Annotated in this window: 21 protein-coding genes; 12 read left to right on the top strand and 9 right to left on the bottom strand. The window is 40.5% G+C overall.

What is annotated here, in order from left to right:
- Positions 1 to 80 precede the first annotated feature (80 nt).
- From RR876_RS03145 to RR876_RS03130, 4 genes are all read right to left on the bottom strand, one after another.
- Entirely contained in the window at positions 81 to 467 is a 387-nt protein-coding gene (locus RR876_RS03145; RefSeq protein ID WP_004981378.1) for a carboxymuconolactone decarboxylase family protein, read from the bottom strand.
- A gap of 253 nt (positions 468 to 720) precedes the next feature.
- Complete coding sequence (locus tag RR876_RS03140; protein WP_332477558.1) at positions 721 to 1,368, bottom strand: CoA transferase subunit B; 648 nt, start codon at positions 1,366 to 1,368, stop codon at positions 721 to 723.
- A 2-nt stretch (positions 1,369 to 1,370) separates the two neighbouring features.
- On the bottom strand, positions 1,371 to 2,075 hold the full coding sequence (locus RR876_RS03135; protein ID WP_058869078.1) for a CoA transferase subunit A: 705 nt from the start codon (positions 2,073 to 2,075) through the stop codon (positions 1,371 to 1,373).
- Between the two features lie 223 nt (positions 2,076 to 2,298).
- A complete protein-coding gene (locus RR876_RS03130) occupies positions 2,299 to 3,180 on the bottom strand; it encodes a LysR substrate-binding domain-containing protein (RefSeq protein WP_332477559.1) in 882 nt (293 codons plus the stop codon).
- A 576-nt stretch (positions 3,181 to 3,756) separates the two neighbouring features.
- On the opposite strand from RR876_RS03130, the gene RR876_RS03125 reads away from it, so the two are divergent.
- The 5 genes from RR876_RS03125 to RR876_RS03105 all read left to right on the top strand — a co-directional run bounded on the left by RR876_RS03125 (position 3,757) and on the right by RR876_RS03105 (position 12,240).
- The gene (locus tag RR876_RS03125) at positions 3,757 to 5,181 is read left to right on the top strand and encodes a GntP family permease (RefSeq protein WP_332477560.1); all 1,425 of its coding nucleotides are present in this window, start codon (positions 3,757 to 3,759) and stop codon (positions 5,179 to 5,181) included.
- 37 nt (positions 5,182 to 5,218) lie between these two features.
- Positions 5,219 to 6,004 carry a 3-hydroxybutyrate dehydrogenase gene (locus RR876_RS03120; protein ID WP_332477561.1) on the top strand — a complete coding sequence of 262 codons (786 nt, stop codon included), beginning with the start codon at positions 5,219 to 5,221 and terminating at the stop codon, positions 6,002 to 6,004.
- A 318-nt stretch (positions 6,005 to 6,322) separates the two neighbouring features.
- The gene (locus RR876_RS03115) at positions 6,323 to 9,535 is read left to right on the top strand and encodes a TonB-dependent receptor (protein WP_332477562.1); all 3,213 of its coding nucleotides are present in this window, start codon (positions 6,323 to 6,325) and stop codon (positions 9,533 to 9,535) included.
- A gap of 322 nt (positions 9,536 to 9,857) precedes the next feature.
- On the top strand, positions 9,858 to 10,676 hold the full coding sequence (locus tag RR876_RS03110) for a Slam-dependent surface lipoprotein (protein ID WP_332477563.1): 819 nt from the start codon (positions 9,858 to 9,860) through the stop codon (positions 10,674 to 10,676).
- Positions 10,677 to 10,746: 70 nt separating this feature from the next.
- A complete protein-coding gene (locus RR876_RS03105) occupies positions 10,747 to 12,240 on the top strand; it encodes a porin family protein (RefSeq protein WP_332477564.1) in 1,494 nt (497 codons plus the stop codon).
- A gap of 1 nt (position 12,241) precedes the next feature.
- On the opposite strand, the gene RR876_RS03100 is transcribed toward RR876_RS03105, so the two are convergent.
- Together RR876_RS03100 and RR876_RS03095 are read right to left on the bottom strand one after the other, a co-directional pair.
- Complete coding sequence (locus tag RR876_RS03100; protein WP_332477565.1) at positions 12,242 to 13,249, bottom strand: FecR domain-containing protein; 1,008 nt, start codon at positions 13,247 to 13,249, stop codon at positions 12,242 to 12,244.
- Entirely contained in the window at positions 13,237 to 13,782 is a 546-nt protein-coding gene (locus tag RR876_RS03095; protein WP_332477566.1) for an RNA polymerase sigma factor, read from the bottom strand. The genes RR876_RS03100 and RR876_RS03095 overlap by 13 nt, the downstream gene beginning before the upstream one ends.
- Positions 13,783 to 14,075: 293 nt before the next feature.
- On the opposite strand from RR876_RS03095, the gene RR876_RS03090 reads away from it, so the two are divergent.
- Together RR876_RS03090 and RR876_RS03085 are read left to right on the top strand one after the other, a co-directional pair.
- Positions 14,076 to 14,660 (top strand): biliverdin-producing heme oxygenase, encoded by a 585-nt coding sequence (locus RR876_RS03090; RefSeq protein WP_234966432.1) that lies wholly within the window; start codon positions 14,076 to 14,078, stop codon positions 14,658 to 14,660.
- Positions 14,661 to 14,669: 9 nt separating this feature from the next.
- Positions 14,670 to 15,092, top strand: coding sequence for a YbaN family protein (locus RR876_RS03085; protein WP_332477567.1), 423 nt, complete (start codon positions 14,670 to 14,672; stop codon positions 15,090 to 15,092).
- A 174-nt stretch (positions 15,093 to 15,266) separates the two neighbouring features.
- Here RR876_RS03085 and RR876_RS03080 read toward each other — a convergent pair whose 3' ends face one another.
- Positions 15,267 to 15,461 carry a hypothetical protein gene (locus RR876_RS03080; RefSeq protein ID WP_004694700.1) on the bottom strand — a complete coding sequence of 65 codons (195 nt, stop codon included), beginning with the start codon at positions 15,459 to 15,461 and terminating at the stop codon, positions 15,267 to 15,269.
- 449 nt (positions 15,462 to 15,910) lie between these two features.
- Between RR876_RS03080 and sbmA the strand changes: the two genes are divergently transcribed.
- The 5 genes from sbmA to RR876_RS03055 all read left to right on the top strand — a co-directional run bounded on the left by sbmA (position 15,911) and on the right by RR876_RS03055 (position 20,602).
- Complete coding sequence (gene sbmA / locus RR876_RS03075; RefSeq protein WP_332477568.1) at positions 15,911 to 17,104, top strand: peptide antibiotic transporter SbmA; 1,194 nt, start codon at positions 15,911 to 15,913, stop codon at positions 17,102 to 17,104.
- 144 nt (positions 17,105 to 17,248) lie between these two features.
- Entirely contained in the window at positions 17,249 to 18,301 is a 1,053-nt protein-coding gene (locus tag RR876_RS03070; protein ID WP_332477569.1) for a hypothetical protein, read from the top strand.
- Positions 18,302 to 18,361: 60 nt separating this feature from the next.
- A complete protein-coding gene (locus tag RR876_RS03065) occupies positions 18,362 to 19,225 on the top strand; it encodes a hypothetical protein (RefSeq protein ID WP_332477570.1) in 864 nt (287 codons plus the stop codon).
- 111 nt (positions 19,226 to 19,336) lie between these two features.
- Positions 19,337 to 19,855 (top strand): hypothetical protein, encoded by a 519-nt coding sequence (locus RR876_RS03060; protein ID WP_332477571.1) that lies wholly within the window; start codon positions 19,337 to 19,339, stop codon positions 19,853 to 19,855.
- A 159-nt stretch (positions 19,856 to 20,014) separates the two neighbouring features.
- Complete coding sequence (locus RR876_RS03055; RefSeq protein ID WP_332477572.1) at positions 20,015 to 20,602, top strand: hypothetical protein; 588 nt, start codon at positions 20,015 to 20,017, stop codon at positions 20,600 to 20,602.
- A 117-nt stretch (positions 20,603 to 20,719) separates the two neighbouring features.
- On the opposite strand, the gene RR876_RS03050 is transcribed toward RR876_RS03055, so the two are convergent.
- Both RR876_RS03050 and RR876_RS03045 read right to left on the bottom strand, forming a co-directional pair.
- A complete protein-coding gene (locus RR876_RS03050) occupies positions 20,720 to 21,298 on the bottom strand; it encodes a DJ-1/PfpI family protein (RefSeq protein ID WP_332477573.1) in 579 nt (192 codons plus the stop codon).
- Between the two features lie 223 nt (positions 21,299 to 21,521).
- Positions 21,522 to 21,995, bottom strand: coding sequence for a hypothetical protein (locus RR876_RS03045; RefSeq protein ID WP_332477574.1), 474 nt, complete (start codon positions 21,993 to 21,995; stop codon positions 21,522 to 21,524).
- Positions 21,996 to 22,264: the final 269 nt, after the last annotated feature.

Genomic DNA, 22,264 nt, shown 5'->3' with positions numbered 1-22,264 from the left:
GCAAAAAATGCTGCATAGCCAAACCAGATGAATCGCGCCATACAACTGCAAAAGAGGCTTTTGTATGGCGCATAATCTATTTATGAATTGCTTTGATATTCCTGAATCACTTCCAGCGCAGCACGGAACGCCTCTTGAGTCGCAGGTGCGCCGCAATAAGGCAAACTGTGCAAAAGGACTTCTTGAATTTCTTCAACCGTTGCACCGTTATTCAACGCACCGCGAACGTGACCTTTCAACTCAGTTGGACTCTTTTGTGCCGTCAAAAATGCAATGGTAATTAACGAGCGATATTTACGCGGTAAGACACCTTCACGTTGCCATGTTGAGCCCCAAGCATGTTCATTAATCCAGTCCTGCAAAGGTTGGGTGAAAGGTACAGTATTGTCCTGAGCACGTTTAACAAAAGATTCGCCCATGACTTCTGTGCGAACTTTTAAACCATTTTCATAATCTTGTTGTGACATGGAAACCTCTGAATGTGGAGTGCAAATATAGTAGCCGAGCGGTTTGGTTTTTCATCCGATATTTAGGTTGAAAAGATGTGCGCAGGAGTCATCCTTCAATATATTTGGAAGTATAGAGATACTCTTGATCAAGCTGATGATGGTTTTTATACTTGATTGAAAGGCTATAAAAATGCCTATTGGAACTGAAAACCTTTTTGATTGAGCCCAATAAGAAAGCAGCCGAAGCTGCTTTGAATGATATCGTTTTGTACTAAGCGGCTTTAAAATCACTGACAATCAGTGTTAAACCAGTCGCTTTCTGGATTTGTTCTAGGCTTACATCGCGTGCCAATTCAACCAGTTTCACACCTTCAGTAGTGATATCCATCACGCCTAAGTCAGTAATGATACGGCTGACGACAGCTTTACCCGTGAGTGGTAGGGTACATTGAGGCATGATTTTTGGTGTGCCATCTTTGGCACAGTGTTCCATCAGAACCACAACTTTTTGTACACCAGAAACCAAGTCCATTGCACCGCCCATGCCTTTGACTTTTTTACCCGGAATCATCCAGTTTGCCAAGTCGCCTGTTTCAGAGACTTCCATTGCACCTAAAATAGCAATATTGACATGTCCCCCCCGAATCATGGCAAAAGATTCTGAGCTTGAGAAAAATGCAGCACCTTTACGTGCGGTGACGGTTTGTTTTCCTGCATTAATCAAGTCTGCATCGACTGCATCATGGGTTGGAAACTCATCAATACCGAGCAAGCCATTTTCTGACTGTAACCAAACATTGATCCCTTCTGGCAGATAATTGGCCACTAAAGTCGGCAAGCCAATACCTAAGTTGACATAAAAACCATCTTCGAGTTCAAGGGCAGCACGCTGCGCCATTTCATTACGTGTCCAAGCCATGATTAAGCTTCCTCTGCTTTAATGGTCAGTTGTTCGATCTGCTTTTTGGGGGTGGCATTTAGCACAACACGGTTGATATAGATACCCGGTAAATGGATGTCATCTGGATCGATTTCACCAATTTCAACCACCTGTTCAACTTCGGCAATCGTGAATTTGCCTGCCATGGCACAGTCAGGGTTAAAGTTACGGGCTGTTTTACGGAATACCAAGTTACCGGCTTTATCGGCTTTGTAGGCTTTCACTAAAGCAATGTCCGCAGTAAGAGACATTTCTAAAATATGCGGACGACCATGAAAGTCACGGACTTCTTTGCCTTCGGCAATGAGGGTGCCTACACCAGTTTGGGTGAAAAATGCAGGAATACCTGCGCCGCCTGAACGTAGTTTTTCTGCGAGTGTACCTTGCGGGGTGAGCTCAACTTCAAGTTCACCATTGAGATACTGACGCTCAAACTCTTTGTTTTCACCGACATAAGAGGCAATCATTTTTTTAATTTGTTTGGTTTCTAATAATTTACCTAAACCAAAGCCATCCACACCTGCATTATTCGAAATACAGGTTAAACCTGTGACACCTGTATCTTTTAAGGCATCAATTAATGCTTCTGGAATACCACAGAGGCCAAAACCACCCACGGCAACGGTTTGATTATTGGCAACCACATCAGCCAATGCTTCGGCTGCATTTGCGACGACTTTATTCATCTTTTATTTCCTGATCTTCCTTGCTTGTTATTTTTTTAGCATTGCGCTGCACTTTTTAGAAATTGAATCTTTCTAACGTATAATAAGAAAAACTCATTAATGCAGAATATTTACGAAGAAAAATAGATAAAAGAATAGCCAAAGCTATGCAAATAATCGTACTGCTTATTTTGAACTATCAAGGTTTAGCTTCAGTTTCGCTTAGAGAAAGGGAGAACTTAGCTTAGAAATGATGCCAAAGTGTGGTTTCAATAAATTGGGATGAAATGTTAGACAGTTCATAATCTTTTTTATAAATAATGCCCACTGCGAGTTGTGCTTGATTGTCCTCAATTTCAACCAACACATTTTTTTCAAGATCGATGAATTTTTGGAAATGCCGTGGAATAGCACTGACGCCCATGCCGTAGGCGACAAAGTGTGAAAGGGAACTGATCTGGTGGCATTCGACTTTTAAATCCAACACCACTTGATGCGCAGCACAATGTTCCTCAATCACATGCCGAATAATTGAAGGGTTTTGTAAAGTCACAAATGGACAAGAGCAGAGTTCAAGCCACGTCACGCTTTTCTGCTTGGCTAAGACGTGGTGTTTGGGCAATAGAGCTAAAAAGTCTTCATTGAATAAAGGCTGAAAAATCAGTTGGTCATTGGCCTTGGGTTCAAAACAAATGCCGATTTCAAAGATGCCTTCTTGAACTTTTTCAATGATTTTTTCATTGGTGATGTCATGGATTGAAAAACTGATGTTAGGGTGTAACTGTGAAAAATCATGCATCACTTCGGGGAGTACCGCATGAGTGGCAAAGGGCATTGAGGCAATATTTAAAGTGCCACGGTTGAGTTTAAAGCGCTGTTTGACATCTTTTTCCATATCCTCCCAGTTGGCCAGAAGCTTTTTGGCATAGGGAATGAGGGACTGACCTTCAGTGGTGATTTCCACTCGACGCGTGTTGCGTTTAAATAGTTTTCCACCCAGTTCTTCTTCTAATGTTTTAATGCTTAAGCTGAGAGCAGATTGGCTCAGACACAGTTCATTGGCTGCATTGGCATAATTAAGCGTACGTGCAAGGACCAAAAAGGCTTTTAATTGTTTGAGTGTCATGAGCTTCCCTGAGCAATGATGCAACACGATGTTGAATGAAAATGAACGTGTTGTTCTCAAATGGTTTACATGAAAAATACAACAGACGGTCAAAACAGATCAAGTGATGGAAGTGGGTGTCATTTTTATCAAGTCGTCAAAGCAGTATAAGTCGAACAGAATGATAGTCTGTAAAAATATGTTTTAACTGAATGAAAAATATAAAAATTGGTCATTTCGTGCGATTTTGAAATTTTACCTTTAACTTGATGCAATTAGTTTTATCTGTCTTGCTAGGGCTTGGATATTAATCAATTTTTCTTCTTACTCAATGATTATTTTCAAACAATGTGTGGGTTTATATGCATTATAGTCTGACCCAATAAGCTGAAATATTAATGCTCTGATGGATAAATATAGTACATAGATCAGAGTGCAAATAGACATCTCGTCATGAGGGAAATAGACGGTCTATGAATGCGTATTCGGTCTTTCCGCACAGGCTGATTGCACTGTGACTCAACTAGATTTGACATCATTAGCCATTAATATCACAGCACATCAAGACATATTTTCTTTAAGGATGGAGTAAAAAATATGTGGGATTTGGGTGTAATTTTATTGTCTCTTGGGCTACTGATGTATACAGCCTACAGAGGTTTTTCCGTAATTCTTATGGCACCGATTTGTGCCCTGTTGGCGGTTTTACTGATAAACCCTGCTAACGTTTTGCCTTTTTATTCAGGCGTATTTATGCCCAAAATGGTTGGGTTTATTAAAGATTATTTCTTGGTGTTTTTACTCGGTGCCATCTTCGGTAAAGTGGTTGAAATGTCAGGGATTGCCGAATCCATTGCCAAAACCATTGTGAATTTGATTGGTTCTAAAAATGCAATGTTAACCGTTGTGCTTTTAGGGGCGATTTTAACCTATAGCGGTGTCAGTCTCTTTGTGGTGGTCTTTGCAGTTTATCCATTTGCAAATCAACTCTTTAGACAAGCCAACATTCCAAAGCGTTTGATTCCGGGAACCATTGCCCTTGGTGCATTTACGTTTACCATGGATGCCTTGCCGGGAACCCCGCAAATTCAAAACGTTATACCGACGACCTTTTTTGGTACAGATATTTATGCAGCGCCGTTTCTTGGTTTGATTGGTGCGGTATTTGTTCTAGCAACGGGCCTGAGCTATTTGGAATGGCGTCGCCGTGTAGCCGCTCGAAATGGCGATGGTTATGCCACAGGTATTGAGCTGACAGAAGCCGAGCAACAACAACTGAAGCAAAACTTAGATACAACCTCGAATGGTTCTACCTCACGTCAATGGTTGGCTTTTGTACCCCTCATTTTAGTTGCTGTGACCAATAAGTATTTATCCACTGCGATTAAAGAATGGTATCCAAACGGTTTTGATTTTAATGCCATTGGACTTGCAGCTTACACCGTCGATGTTGCCAAAACCTCTGCCATTTGGGCCGTGGGTTTAGCCTTAATTGTGGGGATCATTGCGGCAATTTCATTTGACTTCCGCCGTGTCTATACGGGCTTCAAAGATGGCGTCAATGCCAGTATTGGCGGGTCTTTACTTGCAGTGATGAATACCGCATCTGAATATGGTTTTGGTGCGATCATTGCAGCCTTACCGGGCTTTGCAATCATTAGTCATGCATTGGGTAATACCTTTACCAATCCGCTGGTCAATGGTGCGGTTACCACGACAGTCTTAGCGGGTGTGACAGGTTCAGCTTCTGGTGGTATGAGTATCGCGCTAAGTGCGATGGCCGATCAGTACAATGCTGCGATTCTAGCCATGGGTATTCCACCTGAAGTGATGCATCGTATTGTTGCGATGGCATCTGGTGGTATGGATACCTTACCGCATAATGGTGCCGTGATTACCTTACTTGCTGTGACAGGTTTAACCCATAAACAATCTTATAAAGACATTTTTGCCATCACGATCATTAAAACCATCGCGGTATTTGTTGCCATTGCTGCCTTTACTTGGTTTGGTATTGTTTAAGACTTTGGAATGAAAAAAGAAGACAACGGAGTACATCATGAGTCAACTGTTAAAAGATAAAGTTGCATTTATTACTGGTTCAGCCAGTGGTATTGGACATGAAATTGCAAAGAAATTTGCCAGTGAAGGTGCAAAAGTTGTCATTTCTGATATGAATGCAGAGAAGTGTGCTGAAACGGTGGCGGCACTTCAAAAGCAAGGCTTTGAAGCATTGTCTGCACCTTGCGATGTGACTGATGAAGACGCATATAAAGCAGCGATTGAACTGACTCAGAAAACCTATGGTCGGTTGGATATTCTCATCAATAATGCGGGTTTTCAGCATGTTGCAGTGATTGAAGACTTTCCAACCGCAGTCTATCAAAAGCTGATTAATGTCATGTTGGTGGGGTCGTTTATTGGCATTAAATACGCGTTTCCAATCATGAAAGCGCAGCAGTTTGGTCGTGTGATTAATATGGCTTCGATTAATGGATTAATTGGATTTGCTGGCAAGGCCGGCTATAACAGTGCTAAGCATGGTGTGATTGGTTTGACCAAAGTTGCGGCTTTAGAATGCGCGAGAGATGGCATCACTGTGAACGCTCTGTGTCCAGGCTATGTCGACACGCCGTTGGTACGTGGTCAAATTCATGATTTGGCTAAAACCCGAAATGTCAGTGAACAAAGTGCATTAGAAGATGTGATTTTGGCGATGGTGCCGCAAAAACGCTTATTGAGTGTAGAAGAAATTGCGGATTATGCAATCTTCCTTGCCAGCGATAAGGCGGGCGGTGTAACTGGTCAAGCCGTGGTAATGGATGGTGGTTATACCGCGCAATAACTTACCTCAGCACACGTTTAAAAATTGAAAAGCCTTGGATGTTCGTATCTGAGGCTTTTTTATAGCGATAGATTTTGTATAAGATTTAAAATTCCACTTCATATGAAAAATTATAAAAAACATAGGATTAATAAGTAAATTTAAAGATTATTTGTCGTTATAATTTTATTACAGCCCAAGCTTTATATTTAGATAAAAAATTAAATTAATTTTTTTTGCATGTTTTTTATCCGCCATTCGTCTCTATACATACAAACAAGGGATTTATTTATGTTTGTTGAGTTAATGATTATCATTTAATTAATTTCAGGTCGGGGCATGCGTCATTCATCAAAACAATTTACACAGCAGGTCACATATTTAAGCCTCTGTATATCAGTGGCCATTTCATCTTCATTGATGATGCAAAATGTTGCGGCAGCACCACAAATGGCCGAAATAAATTACCAAATACCGCAGGGCAATTTAACCAGCGCCTTGAATATGGTCGCACAGAAAGCCAATGTGACTTTATTACTCGACCCGAAAAAAACCAATCTACTTCAGGTGCCAGCTTTAAAGGGGAAATACACCGCAGATGAAGCCTTTCAGCGTCTATTGAAAGACACACCCTTTAGTATTCAAAAAAATGCGACGGGCTATTTATTAAAAGAAGCAACTACAACAGCAAAGTCAGATTTGGAACACAGCAAGGTCATCGCACAAGCGCTGCCTGATTTACAAAGCACACAGGCTTTAGATGTAGAAAACCCAAATTCTGTTCATGTACAGCTTGAAGCCCTCAGTTTTAGTGGAGAAAAAGAACGAGATGAGCAAGGCTATGATGATGTCTATGATAAAAATATTTCGACCGTCTATGCAGGCAAAGAAGCCATTGAGCGTTTTAAAGGAACAACGCCTTCAGATTTACTGAAAGGGATGTCGAATGTTTATAGTGGTGATGCCCGTAATAGTGGAGCTTTAGATCCGAATATCCGTGGTATGCAGGGACAGGGGCGTGTACCTGTCACGATTGATGGAACAGAACAGTCGATGACGGTGTGGCGTGGCTATAACGGTGCCAATAGCCGCAGTTATATTGACCCAAATTTACTCAGTTCGATTCAAGTGGTGAAAGGCTCTGTTTTAGATCGTGATGTGAAAACAGGGATTGCAGGTGGAGTGTCAGTTAAAACTTTAGAAGCGGATGATGTTGTACGAGAAGGACAACGTTATGGTGCCGAAATTAAAGTTGAAGGGGCGACGAATACCACCAAAGCTCAAAAAATGCACTCTTATCATGGGCAAGATTATCGGGATGTTGCGGAGTCTAAAGGTTGGGAAAAGCTCGGTAGCTACAATGGTGAAGACCCTTTAGGTCAAGTGACTCCAAAAACCAGCAGTGATAATAAACTCACGCATCTAGAAGATCAGGCACTTCGTATTGCGGTGGCGACCAAACAAGATCAATTTGATTTGCTTGCAGCTTATGCCTATCGAGACCGTGGCAACTACTTTGCAGGAAAGCATAACAGCGACTTTTTTAAGCAGGGCGATCGTAGCAAAATTGATTACAACACTGGGCTTGTACCTTATATGGCAACGGTTTGGCAACCAGGCAATGAAGTCACCAATACCTCAAACCGTATGGAGTCTTGGTTGTTAAAGGGGAATTGGCGACCAAACGATGAACATGCGCTGCAGTTGACCTATCGTGATACCAACACCATTTATGGCGAAATTATGCCTTCGCGGATTATGTGGCAAACCCAAGACAATGTTCCACAGTGGCCTGTAAGTGAAGTGAGTACAAAGGCTTATAGTTTAAAATATCGATTTAACCCAGAAAATAGTCGTTGGATCGACTTCAGTGCCAATCTATTTCAGACCGATACAGAATCGCAAACGTATTCGGCAGGCGGTTTCGTGAACTGGATTTCAAAGCGTGACTATGTTTGGGAAGCCAATGTCGATCGTGATGGGGATGGTATCCGAGACCGAAGCCCAGGTGATGGTTTTACCATTCTTGACACAGCATTTACCGATGCCAAAACTACCAATAAAGGCGTGAGTCTCAGCAACAAGTTTAACTTTATGGATGCTTTAAGCTTAACTGTTGGGGCAGATTTAACGCGTGAAAAACTGACCACCAAAGATGAATATATCAACGACAGTCAGGGCACCTCTGCCTTTCGCATGCTGCCACGGGCAGGGCATCGTTCTGAAAACCAATATTGGTTTAACTTTGATTGGAAAGCGACCCCATGGCTAAACTTAACGGCTGGTGCACGTTCAGTTTCGTATAGTTCTTTTGACGACTTTTTAAATGGCAATAAAGACAGCATTACAGGTTTGTCGACAACAACGAGAACGATTGGGCAGAAACTTTCTTATACTGAAAATGTGGACGTCTACACCCAAGAAATGTTCGATGAAATGCTTAAAAATGGTGCCTTTAATTATGATTGGGGGGGGGTAAATCCTAGCCTGCGTAGCCGTGCGCAACGTGCGATTGGTAAAGCCTATCAATTTAAAGGTGTCCACTACTGGTATGCTGACGCAAATGGAAAATTTCATGCCGAGAATAATCCATTCTTAAATGGAACGGTCAACTTAAGCGAAAAGAATTTGGCACTCGATGCCAATGGTCAGCCTGTGGTGAGTTACTCAGAAGTGACTGAAACCAACCCTACTGTGGTGAAAAAGAAAAAAGACCATAAAAACTGGGCACCTGCTGTTTCAGCAGCTATTACCTTGAATCCGAACAATCGTTTTTATATTAACTATACCGAAGCCTATCGTATGCCGAGTATGTTTGAAACGACTTTAGGTTTCTCCGCATCGCAGTCGGGTTATGACCTAAAACCAGAACATGCACATAATTTTGAACTGGCCTATGTGTATAACATGCAGGATCTATTCAACTTACAGAATGGTCATGCAGATATTAAGCTGGCGTACTTCTACAACAAAACAGAAGATGTGATTGAACGTAATAACCAACTGAAATTTAGCAATATCGACAAACAAACCGTGGAAGGCTATGAGTTTTCAGGGCGTTTTGACAATGGCAAATATTTTACCGATTTGTCCTTGGTTTATAACTCAAAAAATGAAGTCTGTGATGAAAGTTCGGGGCTACTTACGAGCGTAGAGGCAATGACCATGTCGGGTGCGGCAAAAAGCTGTATCGATTACGGCTTCCCAACAGGTTATTTGGTCAATATGGCTCTACCAGAATACCAAGCCAATTTAACCCTCGGCACACGGTTATTGGATAACAAATTAGAGTTGGGTACACGTCTGAATTATTTTGAAGGTTATGACCATCCATATATTGGAACTGAGTTGGTGGCTTGGTTTAATGCACCTTTGCAATGGGATGACACCCTGACCGTCGATGCCTATGCACACTATCAACACAGTGAACATTTAGGTTTTGACCTGATCGGAACCAACTTAACCAATCAATACTACTTGGATCCTTTAACCCGTTCTGCGGTTGCTGCTCCAGGTCGTGCATTTAAATTGGCACTAAGCTATAAGTTTTAACGTGACATAAAAGTTTTACTGCATTGATTAATATATGAATATTGATGAGTTAAGATACTTTGAAATATTTATAAGAAATACCGAAGGCTGAGCAGCACTTTATTTAAGCTGAGCCTTCTGTATGTATCCATGTGTTTATCCATGGACAACTGAACTGTATTCGTACAGTTTTATTGACGATTTACATAGCCCGATCTTTTTATGCTTTACATCTAGAGAATTGAATCAAGCATAAATAAAATCTAAATATGTAAATAATAATCATTAAGATTATCATTTTGTTTTTGGTGATCTTATACTCTTAATAATAGGAAATGAACAAATGAAATTTAAGCAAGTTACACTGGCATTGATTGCATCATTGGGCGTCGTGGGTTCTGCACAAGCAGCCTTGGTTTATGGTCAATCGGACACGACCAATTTGTTATTGGGCTCAGCCTATAATCTTTCTGGTACAGCAGCAGGGGGTGTCCAAGGTCAGTTATTAAATTTGAAAGCATCATTTGAAGATCATCTGGTTAGCTTTATTAATAATCCAAATTATGGCGGTACTTATGATCCTGCAACAGGCATCTATGGGTTGGCTGCTGGAATTGATTTAGCCAGTATTCCATTTCCTCATACAGGGCTCGGAGTTTGGAAGTTCAAAAATGTAAGCCCCGCTGCAAGCAATGATGTTTGGTTTGGCGAATGGGCCAAAGAAGTGAAAGACAGTGCCGGAAACTATACAGGTGCTGCTGATGCAGCAACCCGTACAGTCTTCTATATTGGCAACAATACTGGCGCGTCGGTACCCAATGCAGGTACTGCAACCTATAGCGTGAGTGGGATTAATAATGGAAACAACCTCACGGCCACGGGTGCCAATACATTTACTGCAAACTTCAATAATGCAACTTTGACGGGTCAATTAACGGGTACAGGTACGGTGACCAGTTTACAAGTGAATGCTGACATCGACGCGAGTTCAGCAAGTTTCTATGGAACAGCAACTGCAAATGGCTCAATTGCGGGTGACGCATCAGGGCACTTCTTTGGTAACCAAGCGACAAATACAGGCTCTTTAGCGGGTATCGCACAGTTTGATAACCGTAACTTAGATACGGCCTTTGGTGGTGCCCAAACTTCATATACCCCTTAATTGAAAGGCGTGAAGGACTTACTACGGTAGGTCTTTCACATTTCTATGTTTTATCTTTTGAGTGTGAGTAATGAAAAAAAAATGGTTAATTGGCATATTCCTTTTAAGTCAACAACATATATATGCAGCAGATGACGACACTCAGTTGCGTTTGAACCAAGAATTACAACAACAGCAATTACAAATAGAACAACAGTTCAAACAGCAACAAAACATAGATTCTCATCCATTACCGACGATGGTGATTGATGGGGAGGCTGTCCAAGTTCAGCCGAATGTGGAGGAAGTTGGACGTGCTTTATACATTGCAGTCATGCAGAAACAGTGGCAGGCCGCTCAGATCTACTTAAATCGCTATTTAAGTTTTAAAGATTATGACCTATCTTTGGCTTATTTTGCGCAAGCCTCACTGGCAAGAGTACAAGGTCAGACGAAACAAGCCGAGCACCTATTTCAGCAAGCCTTAGAATTGCAGCCTGACAATATGATGATTCGTTTAGAATTGGCAAGATTATGGACAGAGCAACAAAAAAATAAAGAAGCCAAACAGTTATTTGAACAGGTGAAACAGCATTTAGTCGGTGCGAATGATCAAATCAGCCAAAATATTAATCACACCATCGACGTGTATTTAAAAACTTTGAATCAAAGGGATACATGGCAAGGCAATGTTGCTTTGGGAATGCGCCATGCAACTAATATTAATAACTCCTCCGAGCGCTATACATTGGTTCCCACCATTGTCGGAGTGGATGCAAATGGTGAATATATTATTCGCGACTTAAGGCAAGGTACTCCAGACCCAATTGATGCGAGTGCATTGGACTATGAAACAGTCATCAGTAAACGCTGGTCACTTATAGGGCAGCATGGCCTCGCATTCAAAGCATTGGGTTATGGTAAAAGTTACCAAAACCAAAGAGACTATAATGAAACAACACTCAATTTTAATGCGGGCTATAGTTTTCAAAATCCACGTAATCAAATTTTAGTTGCACCTGTGTTTGAACATCGACGCTATGCCAATGATACTTTGTCAAATGCTTATGGTATGCGGGCTGAATGGATGCGATTTATCGGACAGGATAAAGCCTTAAAACTGGAAGCAGAAATAGAGGATATCGATCACATTTTATATGAAAAACAAAGTGGTATTGAAAAGTCGATATTTGTGACCTTTTGGAAAGTTCTACCACAGCAGTGGACGTTGTTTTCAGGGTTAGACTATGTCGATCACAATACCGAGGAACAGTATTTTGCAGCTTATGAACAACAAGGTGTTCGCTTTGGGTTGAGTAAACCAATTACAGAGGGAGTTAACTTGACTGTGTTTAGCTCTTTACGCTGGAGACAGTACGATCAATATGTCAACGGTTTTGGTTTTGATACCCGACGTCATGATTTTGAACAGAATTACACTGCTGTATTACAAATGCCTAAATTTACCATGTATGGTCTGACTCCCAATTTAACCTACAACTATAACCAAAATAAAAGCAATGTAGACTGGCTATATAGCAATGATAAGCAAAGTTTAAGTTTAAAGTTTGAATATAGGTTTTAAACTAGGAGGCCCTAATTTTGACGTAGGTGACATAGTTCCCGATTTGAAAAAACTCAAGTTGAGGATACTGTAACTGGATCAGTTGCAGTGTTCCGACTAAGTCTTGTTGAGGGTTAATAATCCCTGTAATTTTGATTTGTGCGAGCTCTTTTTCATTAAAAATCATGTAGCCAGTATGGTAGGTATTTAAGCGATTGAGGAGATCAGGTAAAGCCAGTTCATTGGCTTGAATTTGTTGCATGTGCCATGAGGTCTTCAACATTTTTGCATCAAAGACTTCTATTTTTCCTAGACCACTTTCGTCAACTTCTATACGTTGACCTTCAGAAATGTTCTGAACTTGGGGATGCGCGGCGAGATTTGTACTGGCACGAACACGTGAATGCAGCATACTGAGCGTACTTGTATCGGTATATTGGTTGATTATAAAACGCGTACCAAGTGCTTGATAGTCGGCTTGTTTTGTATGGACGATAAAAGGGCGAGCAGGGTTCTTCGCGACATCGACATAGATATCGCCCTGAATCAATTCGATTCGTCTTTGCCCTGTGGTGTAATCCACTTTTATTGCTGATTTAGGTGCGAGGGTAAGCATTGAACCATCTTCAAGCACAATATTTTTTACTTCACTGGTTGCGGTTTTATAGTCTGCAAAATAGTAGGCAAAGGGAATATAAGTAAAACTCAAATAGCCAAGACAACTGATGGCCATGAATGAGAAAACAGTTTGGTTAAACAAAGACAGCACTTTTTGCTGTTCATGTTCAATGGCTTGAAAGGTTTGTTCGACAGTCTCGCCGTGTAAATTTTGTTGGTGTGATAGGCTCTGCATCTCAAGATCAAAGTCTCGAAATTCTTCAAAATAGGGCAGATACTGCGGATGATTTTTTTGCCAAGCCTGAAACTCTTGCTGGACTTGTGCACGCTCGATAGGGTTGTCGCAGTTGAGTCGAATAACCCAGAGTGCAATTTCTTTACGAATATGTCGAGCGTCATTCATTCTTCGCATTCTGCATTCATTTTATGACGTAGCTCATAACAGAGACTCAACCCATCGGCCAAATAGCCTTGTACACTGCGCAGTGATTTTCCTGTTAATTCAGCAATCTCAGTTTGGCTATAGCCTTCAATATAATAAAGAATAAAGGACTGACGTACTTTAGCGGTGGTTTTGCCTAATGCAACCGATAGGAAATCCAGAATTTGTACTGTTTCTTCAATGGTGTTGTCTTGGATCAGCTCTTGCCCAAATTGAGCTTCATCATAAAGATTTTTTAGGTAATTGGTTTCAATCACATTACGTCGATGCTGATCAATCAAAACGTGTTTAGCAATATTGATCAAATAAGCTTTCGGTTCTTGAATTGAAGCTAATTTATGTTTGGCTTGTATCAAACGCACAAAAGTATCTTGCACAATATCGGCAGCATTAAAAGGATGACGAATCCGATATCTCAGCCACTGAATTAACCAATCATGGTGCTGAAGATAGAGTTCACCAATTAATTGCTGTTGTGCTTTGGAAGAGGTGGGAGGTGCCATAATACTTCCCTAAGGTTTAAATGATAGTGATTATCATTTATGATGTATTCAAATGCAATAGCTTGTAAAGTAAAAATAGCGAATTTTCAGTGTGCGAAAAACTTTGAATTTTTTTGCGTATTTTGAGCGTTTCATTCGTCTCTATGTATAAGTCCAGTTTTTATGGTTTAGGAAAAATCATCAATCTTAAAAATGACCTTGGGTGTTATTTAACGTTGTATGAAATTCTAAAGGCATCGAACATGGAAATCAGTGCAGAACAGCAAAGATAGGATTTTAACGTGACTACCAGTATGAACCAGCAGCTAGAAACAAGTTTATCTCAGCGTCTAAAAACGGAAACATCGACTGAACATGATCGTATGGAACAGTTAATGGAGCAGGCGAAGGTTTTTGAAAACCAAAGTAATTATGCACGTTTTACGTTATCTCAGTACTACTTCCAAAAGGATGTTGAACATTTATATGCACATCCAGATGTGGTTCAAATTATCCCTGATTTAGATGTTCGTGGTCGTTCAGATGCGGCATTACTGGACTTAAAGGATTTGGGACTAGAGCCACAGTCCACCCGCATTGCAACAGATGGAGTTAGCTTTCCTCAAGCTTTGGGTTGGATTTATGTGTCTGAAGGTTCGACTCTAGGTGCAGCATTTTTATTTAAAGCGGCACAGCACCAATTTGGTTTTACTGCGGACTTTGCAGCGCGTAATTTGGCTGCATATCCAGAAGGTCGAGCAGTGGTTTGGAAACGCTTTAAGCAAGCTATGGATGATGCAAACTTTAGTCAAGAGCAGCAGGATCAAGTGATTGAAGGGGCGATGCAAGGCTTTTCCCGTTTTGGTCAATTGTTAGCAGACTTGGAACAGTTGAAATAAGAGGGAAATATGCAAAATACCGAGTTAAGCTTAATATCTAAATCCAAAGATGAGTCAGAAGCACATCTTGCAAAATCGATTTGGGTACGTTGGTTGTGTATTGGGCTGGCTTGGATTTGTTTATGTATTGGGACGTTAGGGATTATTATTCCTGGTTTACCCACCTTTGACTTTTATTTTTTAGCGACTTTATTTGCAGCCAAAGGTTCTGCACGATTGCATCGATGGATTGTTCAAAATAGGTTCATTGGACCCATTTTACAGCAGTGGAGAGAACATAAAACTCTACCAACAAAAGCGAAAATTTTTTCGCTATTCAGTATGAGCCTTGCTGCGGGGCTCATGCTTTGGAAAGTACCTCATCCTTATTTTGTTGCTATTACTATTTTGCTCATGATCGCTGTGCAAATTTGGATTTGGTGGAAAAAATAATCTGAGCGGCAAAAATCAATAGGTACAGAAAACTCTCGGCGCGGTATTCATTTGCTGATTCGGTATAAAAAACTAAATTTTAATAAAAATAATCAGTTTTAAATCAATAAAAAAAGATGGTTTTTATTTTTATCTTATTGAATAGATTGTTCTTTTATTAAAGAGCGTTGCAAATTACAGCTTCTGCCACACTTGATTTTCATCATCAAAAGACACCGTAAAATTAAAACGAGAATCTGCCGTTACCAAGTAACCTGTAGGTGTTTTCATGAGAACTTTGAGCACAGTGCCTTCTTCAAAGTTAATAGGTGGAAAGTCTTCTTTTGTCAGTGTGAGTGGTTTGATCAGTTCAAGTACTAGGGTTTCCATGTCATAGATCCAATAGTTTTTAATGAAAAGATAGTAGCATGAAGTCATTTTAAAATGTGCAAACTTCATTCTTTTATACATAAAATCAACAAGTAATCGTATGGTTGTCAGAGAAATACCATCAGTGTAGTCGCTTTAAATCCTAAGCAATTTTTCAGTTTGGAACCCAAAAGTTATAAGCAATAAAATATTATTGTAAGTCTGAGGCAAAGCCCGTTCCTATTTTTATAAGTTATTGAAATAATTAATTTTGATTGTGATATGACTGATCAAGTCGGAAAATAATGTCCTGAGCTCTTGTGAAGGGGCATACAAATCAAATAACGTATAACCCAATAAGTATAAGTAAAGTGTACAAACTTGCTGTAATGAGATTGTACTAAATTAAGAAATAAGGATTAGTATGCACGGATTGCATACCTGAAACATAAAAGGGATATATATCGTTCATGTTTAAGTCATTTTTCCCAAACCCTAGATGGTTCTTCATTTCGGTATTACTTTGGTCGGTGATCAATGTCGTACTGTGGTACACAGGGGGAAATACATGGGGAAGCGCCATAGGTTGGTCGCAAGGATATGCAACGGCTGAACTGCCTATTGGAGTGAGCCGTTTTTGCTCTCCGTCTTTTCTGTGGTTCTATCTCTGGTTTTTTATAGCAACAACACTTTTTGCCTTATTTTGGCGTTTTTTCTCAGACAATAAATGGCAACGATGGTCGATTTGGGGCTCCGCATTTATTCTCTTTAACATCTGGTTTGGTGTACAGGTCAGTGTTGCTATCAACGCATGGTATGGACCATTTTGGGATCTCATTCAAAGCATGCTTGGTAAAGGTGGTAACATTAAAGACCTCTATATGGGTACTTTAACCTTCTTGTATATTGCGATGGTTGCGGTCACTTTCGCAGTGATCAATGCCTTTTTCACCAGCCACTATGTATTTCGGTGGCGTACAGCGATGAATGAATACTACACCCAACACTGGGAAAAATTGCGTCATATAGAAGGGGCATCACAACGTGTGCAAGAAGACACTATGCGCTTTGCTACCATTTTAGAAGATTTGGGCGTTGAGTTGATCAAGGCTGTGATGGTGCTGGTGGCTTTCTTACCAATTCTATTTGAGCTTTCAAAGCATGTTCCTGAATTGCCTATTGTGGGTGAAGTAAAGCATTCCTTGGTTTGGGCAGCTATCATTTGGGCTGTATTTGGTACGGTCTTGTTAATGGTAGTGGGAAGTAAACTGCCGGGTTTAGAGTTTAACAATCAAAAAGTAGAAGCAGCTTACCGTAAAGAATTGGTTTATGGGGAAGACCATGCAGACCGTGCCCAACCTGCAACATTGGTCGAACTGTTTAGCAGAGTAAGAAAGAATTATTTTAGACTTTATTTTCACTATGCTTATTTTAACTTAGTCGCGACATGGTATCGACAACTGGATATTTTATACAGTTTGGTGGTGTTATTTCCCGCAATTGCAGCAGGGAAAATGACTCTAGGTTTAATCAACCAAATTGGTAATGTGTTTGATAAAGTACGAGAGTCATTTCAATATCTAATTTTGTCATGGAAAACCATTATTGAACTGCTCTCGATTTATAAGCGTTTGAAGGCTTTTGAATCGACTTTGGATGACTAAATGTTTTGTGATATATCTAACCTGCTGTTCACGGCAGGTTTTTTATGTGCTCAAGCATCGTTTTGTCTGTAACTTCTGTTGTGTGGTTCAAACTAAATTTATTAAATGTTGTTGAGGTTATCATAAAACAAAGCAGAATGATGTGTGCGTCAAACTAAAATAAATAATAAAAACAGTTATTTAAGTTTGTTATTTTATGAGCTTTCCGCTAATGTTTTTATGCGGGTGTTTAAGAGTAAAGTCGTAGTGAATTATAAAATTTTATGTGTATTTGGGGTTTTGGGGAGTGTGTTGCAGGGCTGTACCAGTCTGGGAAATATAGCACAAACAGCTTTTACAAATATTGCATCACCACAAGAACTAATCGTAGAACGAAAAATTAATGATACCGATAAAAACAGCAAAGAATACGTGTATCACACGGTAGGCGTAAAAAATGAAAAAGATATTGAGGCGCTATATCCACGGAGCATGTTTAGTCAGTATTGCCAAGCACATGGTGGCCGTTTTAGTCAGACACAAAAAAGCAGTTTCAGCTTAGTGAAAGATCCGTGGGCGAAAAAGTTACTGCGTACCTATAACAGTTTAAAACAGGGCACGGGTACTTTTCGTTGCCAGCTTAATAATGGCGAACAGTGGTTGGTGAGTATTGAGGCATTGTCTGAACGCAAACTGCCTAATTCAAATGATACTCGTGTGGTTAATCTACAAAGCAAAGTACTGACTGAGCCAGCACCACGGAGTATGGCACCTATTACGCCAAGCAAAAAAGCGGTGACGAAGGCACCTACGACCAAGGCAGAGGTGAAGAAAGAGGAAGAAAGCAAAAAAGAAGTAGAGCCTAAAAAAGAAAACAAAGTGGAAGTACCACCTAAAGCCGCCAAAGCTGTAGAAACACCACAGCAGCAACAGGCCAAATTGTATGTGGCTGCACGCCGTGATATTAACAGTGGACGCAACCAAGTCGCTGCCTGTAACAGCGCACAACGTGCATATAACTATGGTCGTTTGCCGGGGTCGGATGCCTCAAATGTCTATACCGAATCGGGCATATTAGTTGCACGTTGTTTAACGGGTATTCCAAGTTATAGCAGTCGTTTTTCCAACCCTAAAGGGCAGGCAAAATATGTTTTGCAGAACTTAGCCAAAAATCATAACCATACAGGTGCTAAAAATATGCTCAAGCAAATGAAGTAAGATTTTCGGCTGTTTGCGACAGAATTTCATGTGAGCACCTCAACCAAAGGAAATAACATCATGAGTAATGTGCAAACGCCAGCCACATATTTTACTGCGCCTTTGCTGGATCAGACCATGCAAGAAATAGACGTTGATATTTCAGCTCAGCCTTATTTTTACAACAATGGCGGAACGCCTGAGTATTTAGCCGATGTGTCAGATGCTATTGAACTTATTTCTGCATCATCGACCAATGCCCATATGAGTATGGGACATGTTTATGATGTACCCAAAGAAATTGCGATGATCCAAACCCATTGGGGAGAGCAGACTCAGTTAGCATTCGCGGGAAACTCTTTTGAGTTTATGCCACTCAAAGCCACGCCAGAAACTGCTGCCGCATTTGGTATGACTTTGGTGAAAGCTGGACAGGCGATAGAGGTACAGGCTACACAGAAAAAGTTGTCTCAAATTAAATATCAATATGGCATGTTGGCGGGTCATTTTTTCCCTTATGACCCAACTCAAATCAATCTAGCCGCGAAAACATTATATCCTTTTGTCGTCACAGACTTAGAGCATCACGACTTTCCGCATGTTTTTGCTTCGACCGATCCAAATCAATTGCCGTTGGTGATCTCAGCAGGACGATATTTTCCAAAAGACCGAAAAATTTATTTGGCTGACTTGTGGGTAGCACATGGTGACGCACTTTATATTCCTGAAATGCCGAAGCAAGTCGCTCCTGAATTTATCGATTTACACAATAACCGTAATGCTGCTTTAGCGTGTTGGAAGGGCGAAAGTAGTCAGTCTACGATTCAGATGCATACTTTGCTTGATCCCAACGGTTATTTTTATTGGTTTTGGAATAGCTGTCCGACCATACACCCACAGCTCACTGCATTTGAAACCGCTGAGTTGGATAGAGAAATCGCTTGAGTTGAGCGATTTAATTTTTCTCCAACTAGACGGTAATTTTACAGTTCCATAACAGGCTGATTGACGGGCTTTGTGATACAAAGAATGCAATTGTTGATTGGAGTTGAGTTTATGTCACAGCCTGTTTTAAGCGTTTTACGTGGTCGGTCTTCTGCTATTTTTCGTCATGCTTTTTTGGCCGCAGCATTGTGTGGTTCAGTCCAAGTTGCAACGGCTAGTACCACAGTCGACCAACTGAGTAATTGTTTGGTGAAGTCAACGACAGCAACAGATAAAACCACCGTGTTGCAGTGGACGTTTGCGGCATTGGCTGCACATCCAGATCTGAAGGTATATAGCAATGTCACCGATGCACAGCGTACACAGCTAGATAAAAACCTAGCACAGGTTTTACAACGCATTTTAGTGGAGCAATGTTCAGCTCAGACTAAAGCCGTGATTCAGGCTGAAGGCCTACAAGCGGTTGGAGACAGCTTTCAAGAACTTGGACAGATTACGGGTGAGGAAATTTTAAAGAACCCTGAAGTGAAGGGCCAGTTGCAAGGTGTGCTGCGCTATGTGGATTTGAATAAATTGGTCACGACTTTTTTAACCCCAGAAATTTGGAATAAGTTGGGCATGACGAGGTAGTTGTATTTAAATCATAAAAGCCTCTCTTTTGAGAGGTTTTTATATCCAGATGATCAAAATATCATTTCTAAATAAGAATTACAGGTTGTGTAACCTATTATATTTGCTAGTATTTGATGTAAATTTTTAATTGATTTTTACAAGTAGATGAAAAAAATAGTGATTGGCTTTTTAGTCTTGGGATTAGCTGGTTGTAGCGCAGGAATGGTGAATCAATCAAAAAAAATGTTGGGTCTCAAGTTATATCAAGACTCTAATGCTGAGCATACAGCAAAGCTTCGGATTGAAAATAAAAATAACTTTGGAGTACGTTTATACCCAAATGGATGCATGACATCAATGCAGCCAAACTTCCAAATGTTACCCGAAGTAGAAAGTATGGGATCATTTAAAGAACGAATGCAAAGCAGTCAGATTAAGTACAAACAAAAATTATTAGACATGCCTTTTCCGCCAGCTAAAATTAATTTTGCCGAGTTTAGAGTACCTGCTGAACGCTTTTTAGCAATTAGTGCATATAAGAGTTACCACAATGGTGTGGAGTTGCGTGGTTGTAGTGTTGATGCCGTTTATAAGTTTGCGACAAATAAAAATTATGAGTTATTGGATAACGCTGGCGGAATGCAATGTTCTTTGGCAATCAATGAAATCATGCCCACTGGTGAAAGGATTGAACTAAAACCACTTAGATCTTTAAATTATGTAAATGAATGGGCGGGATGTGATGCCCAACTCGAAGGTTTGTAGTACTTTAAAAAGAACAGCGATTAAAAAAGCTCCTTAAATCGAAGGAGCTTTTTTATTTTTGAATCTAAAGGCTGATAGACCATGTTATAAAAGATTCACTTGAGGAACAGCACACAATTAAATCGTCACAGTCGCCCCTAAAGCTTGAATAAACTGTGCCATCCAAGCAGGGTGGGCAGGCCAAGCCGGTGCTGTGATCAAGTGTCCATCGGTTACAGCTTCTGTAACTTCAATGTCTGCATAAGTTCCGCCAGCAAGTCTCACCTCGGCTGCGCACGCAGGGTAAGCTGAACAAGTACGGCCTTTGAGTACATCGGCTGCTGCAAGAATTTGAGCACCATGACAAACTGCTGCAATTGGTTTTTTCGCAGAATCAAACTCACGTACGATCTCAAGGATACGTTCATTCATGCGTAAATATTCAGGCGCGCGACCACCGGGAATGACTAAACCAACATAGTCCGCAGTGTGTACGGCTTCAAAGTTGTAATTGATCGCAAAGTTATGACCGCGTTTTTCACTATAGGTTTGTTCGCCTTCAAAGTCATGAATGGCTGTTGCGATACTTTCACCTTCGTTTTTTTCGGGGCAGACGGCGTGTACGGTATAACCGAGACCCGTTAAGAACTGAAAAGGCACCATGGTTTCATAGTCTTCGGCATAGTCACCCACGAGCATTAAAATTTGTTTTGACATCTTTAAACCCTCTTTATTGTTTGTGCATATTTATGTTCAATTTTGATCTAAATTAGCACAGTTCAGATGCCATTTTTAAGTCATTCAGTGCTCTTTAGTCGTATAGCTGAGGTCATTTTTATAAAAAAGCCCTAAGTAATTGAGGCACTTAAACTGTATAGAAAAGCATGACAAATCAATCAGTTTACATATTGATTGATATGAAATTTACTATGCTGAGGTGTTAATAGTCTAATGTGCAGGCTTTGCCCTGATATTCATAACGGTTGACATCATATTTTTGACCATTCCAGCGGTAAACAGCAAAACAAAATCCGGGGCCACCATTTTCAATATCTGGCCAGCCGTCTTTTCCTTTTGTTTTTAGAAAAGTAGGGATGCCCATGTTTTCAAAAATGAGTTTCCATGTTCCAGTTTTTTGCTGAGCAACGATATGGTAGCCGACACCGGTGTTGCCATAGCACATGGTGCTGTAGTCTGAAATGACTGCGTCTTTTAGACCGTCACCATTGAGGTCTTTATAGGTGGTGATTTCACCTGTGTCGCAGTTACCTTCCCAGCCATGTTTTGTTTTTGAAAAGCCAGCGGCTTTAAATATTTGGCTGGCTTCTTTAGCTGGAACATTGGGTTTGGTTTCTGCAAATGTGGTGGTGCTGAGGAAGGCAAGGGTAGAAAGTGTGAGGATGACTGTTTTCATTTTTGTCCTTTGATTTTTTGCAAGTGGTTAATTTTTAAAAATAGAATGTGGTTAGTGTAGTGGATCTTGGAAATTAAAAACTACTTAATGTAGAAATCCTCTTCTTAGCCCTAACCTTTAAAAAAGAAAGGGAAAAGCGCGTATCAAACTAATCACGAGACAAAGTCTCCCTTTTTTAAAGGTGAGAAGTGAAGCTTAGCAAGGGGAGGGATTCAGAAATCAAGCATGAAAAAGGACTTTGAAAGCTAAATTTGCCCTGAGTCTTCGAA

Source organism: Acinetobacter sp. (genome assembly GCF_036666595.1).
Taxonomy (GTDB): Bacteria; Pseudomonadota; Gammaproteobacteria; order Pseudomonadales; family Moraxellaceae; genus Acinetobacter.
This window is presented reverse-complemented; position numbering and strand designations above follow the sequence as displayed.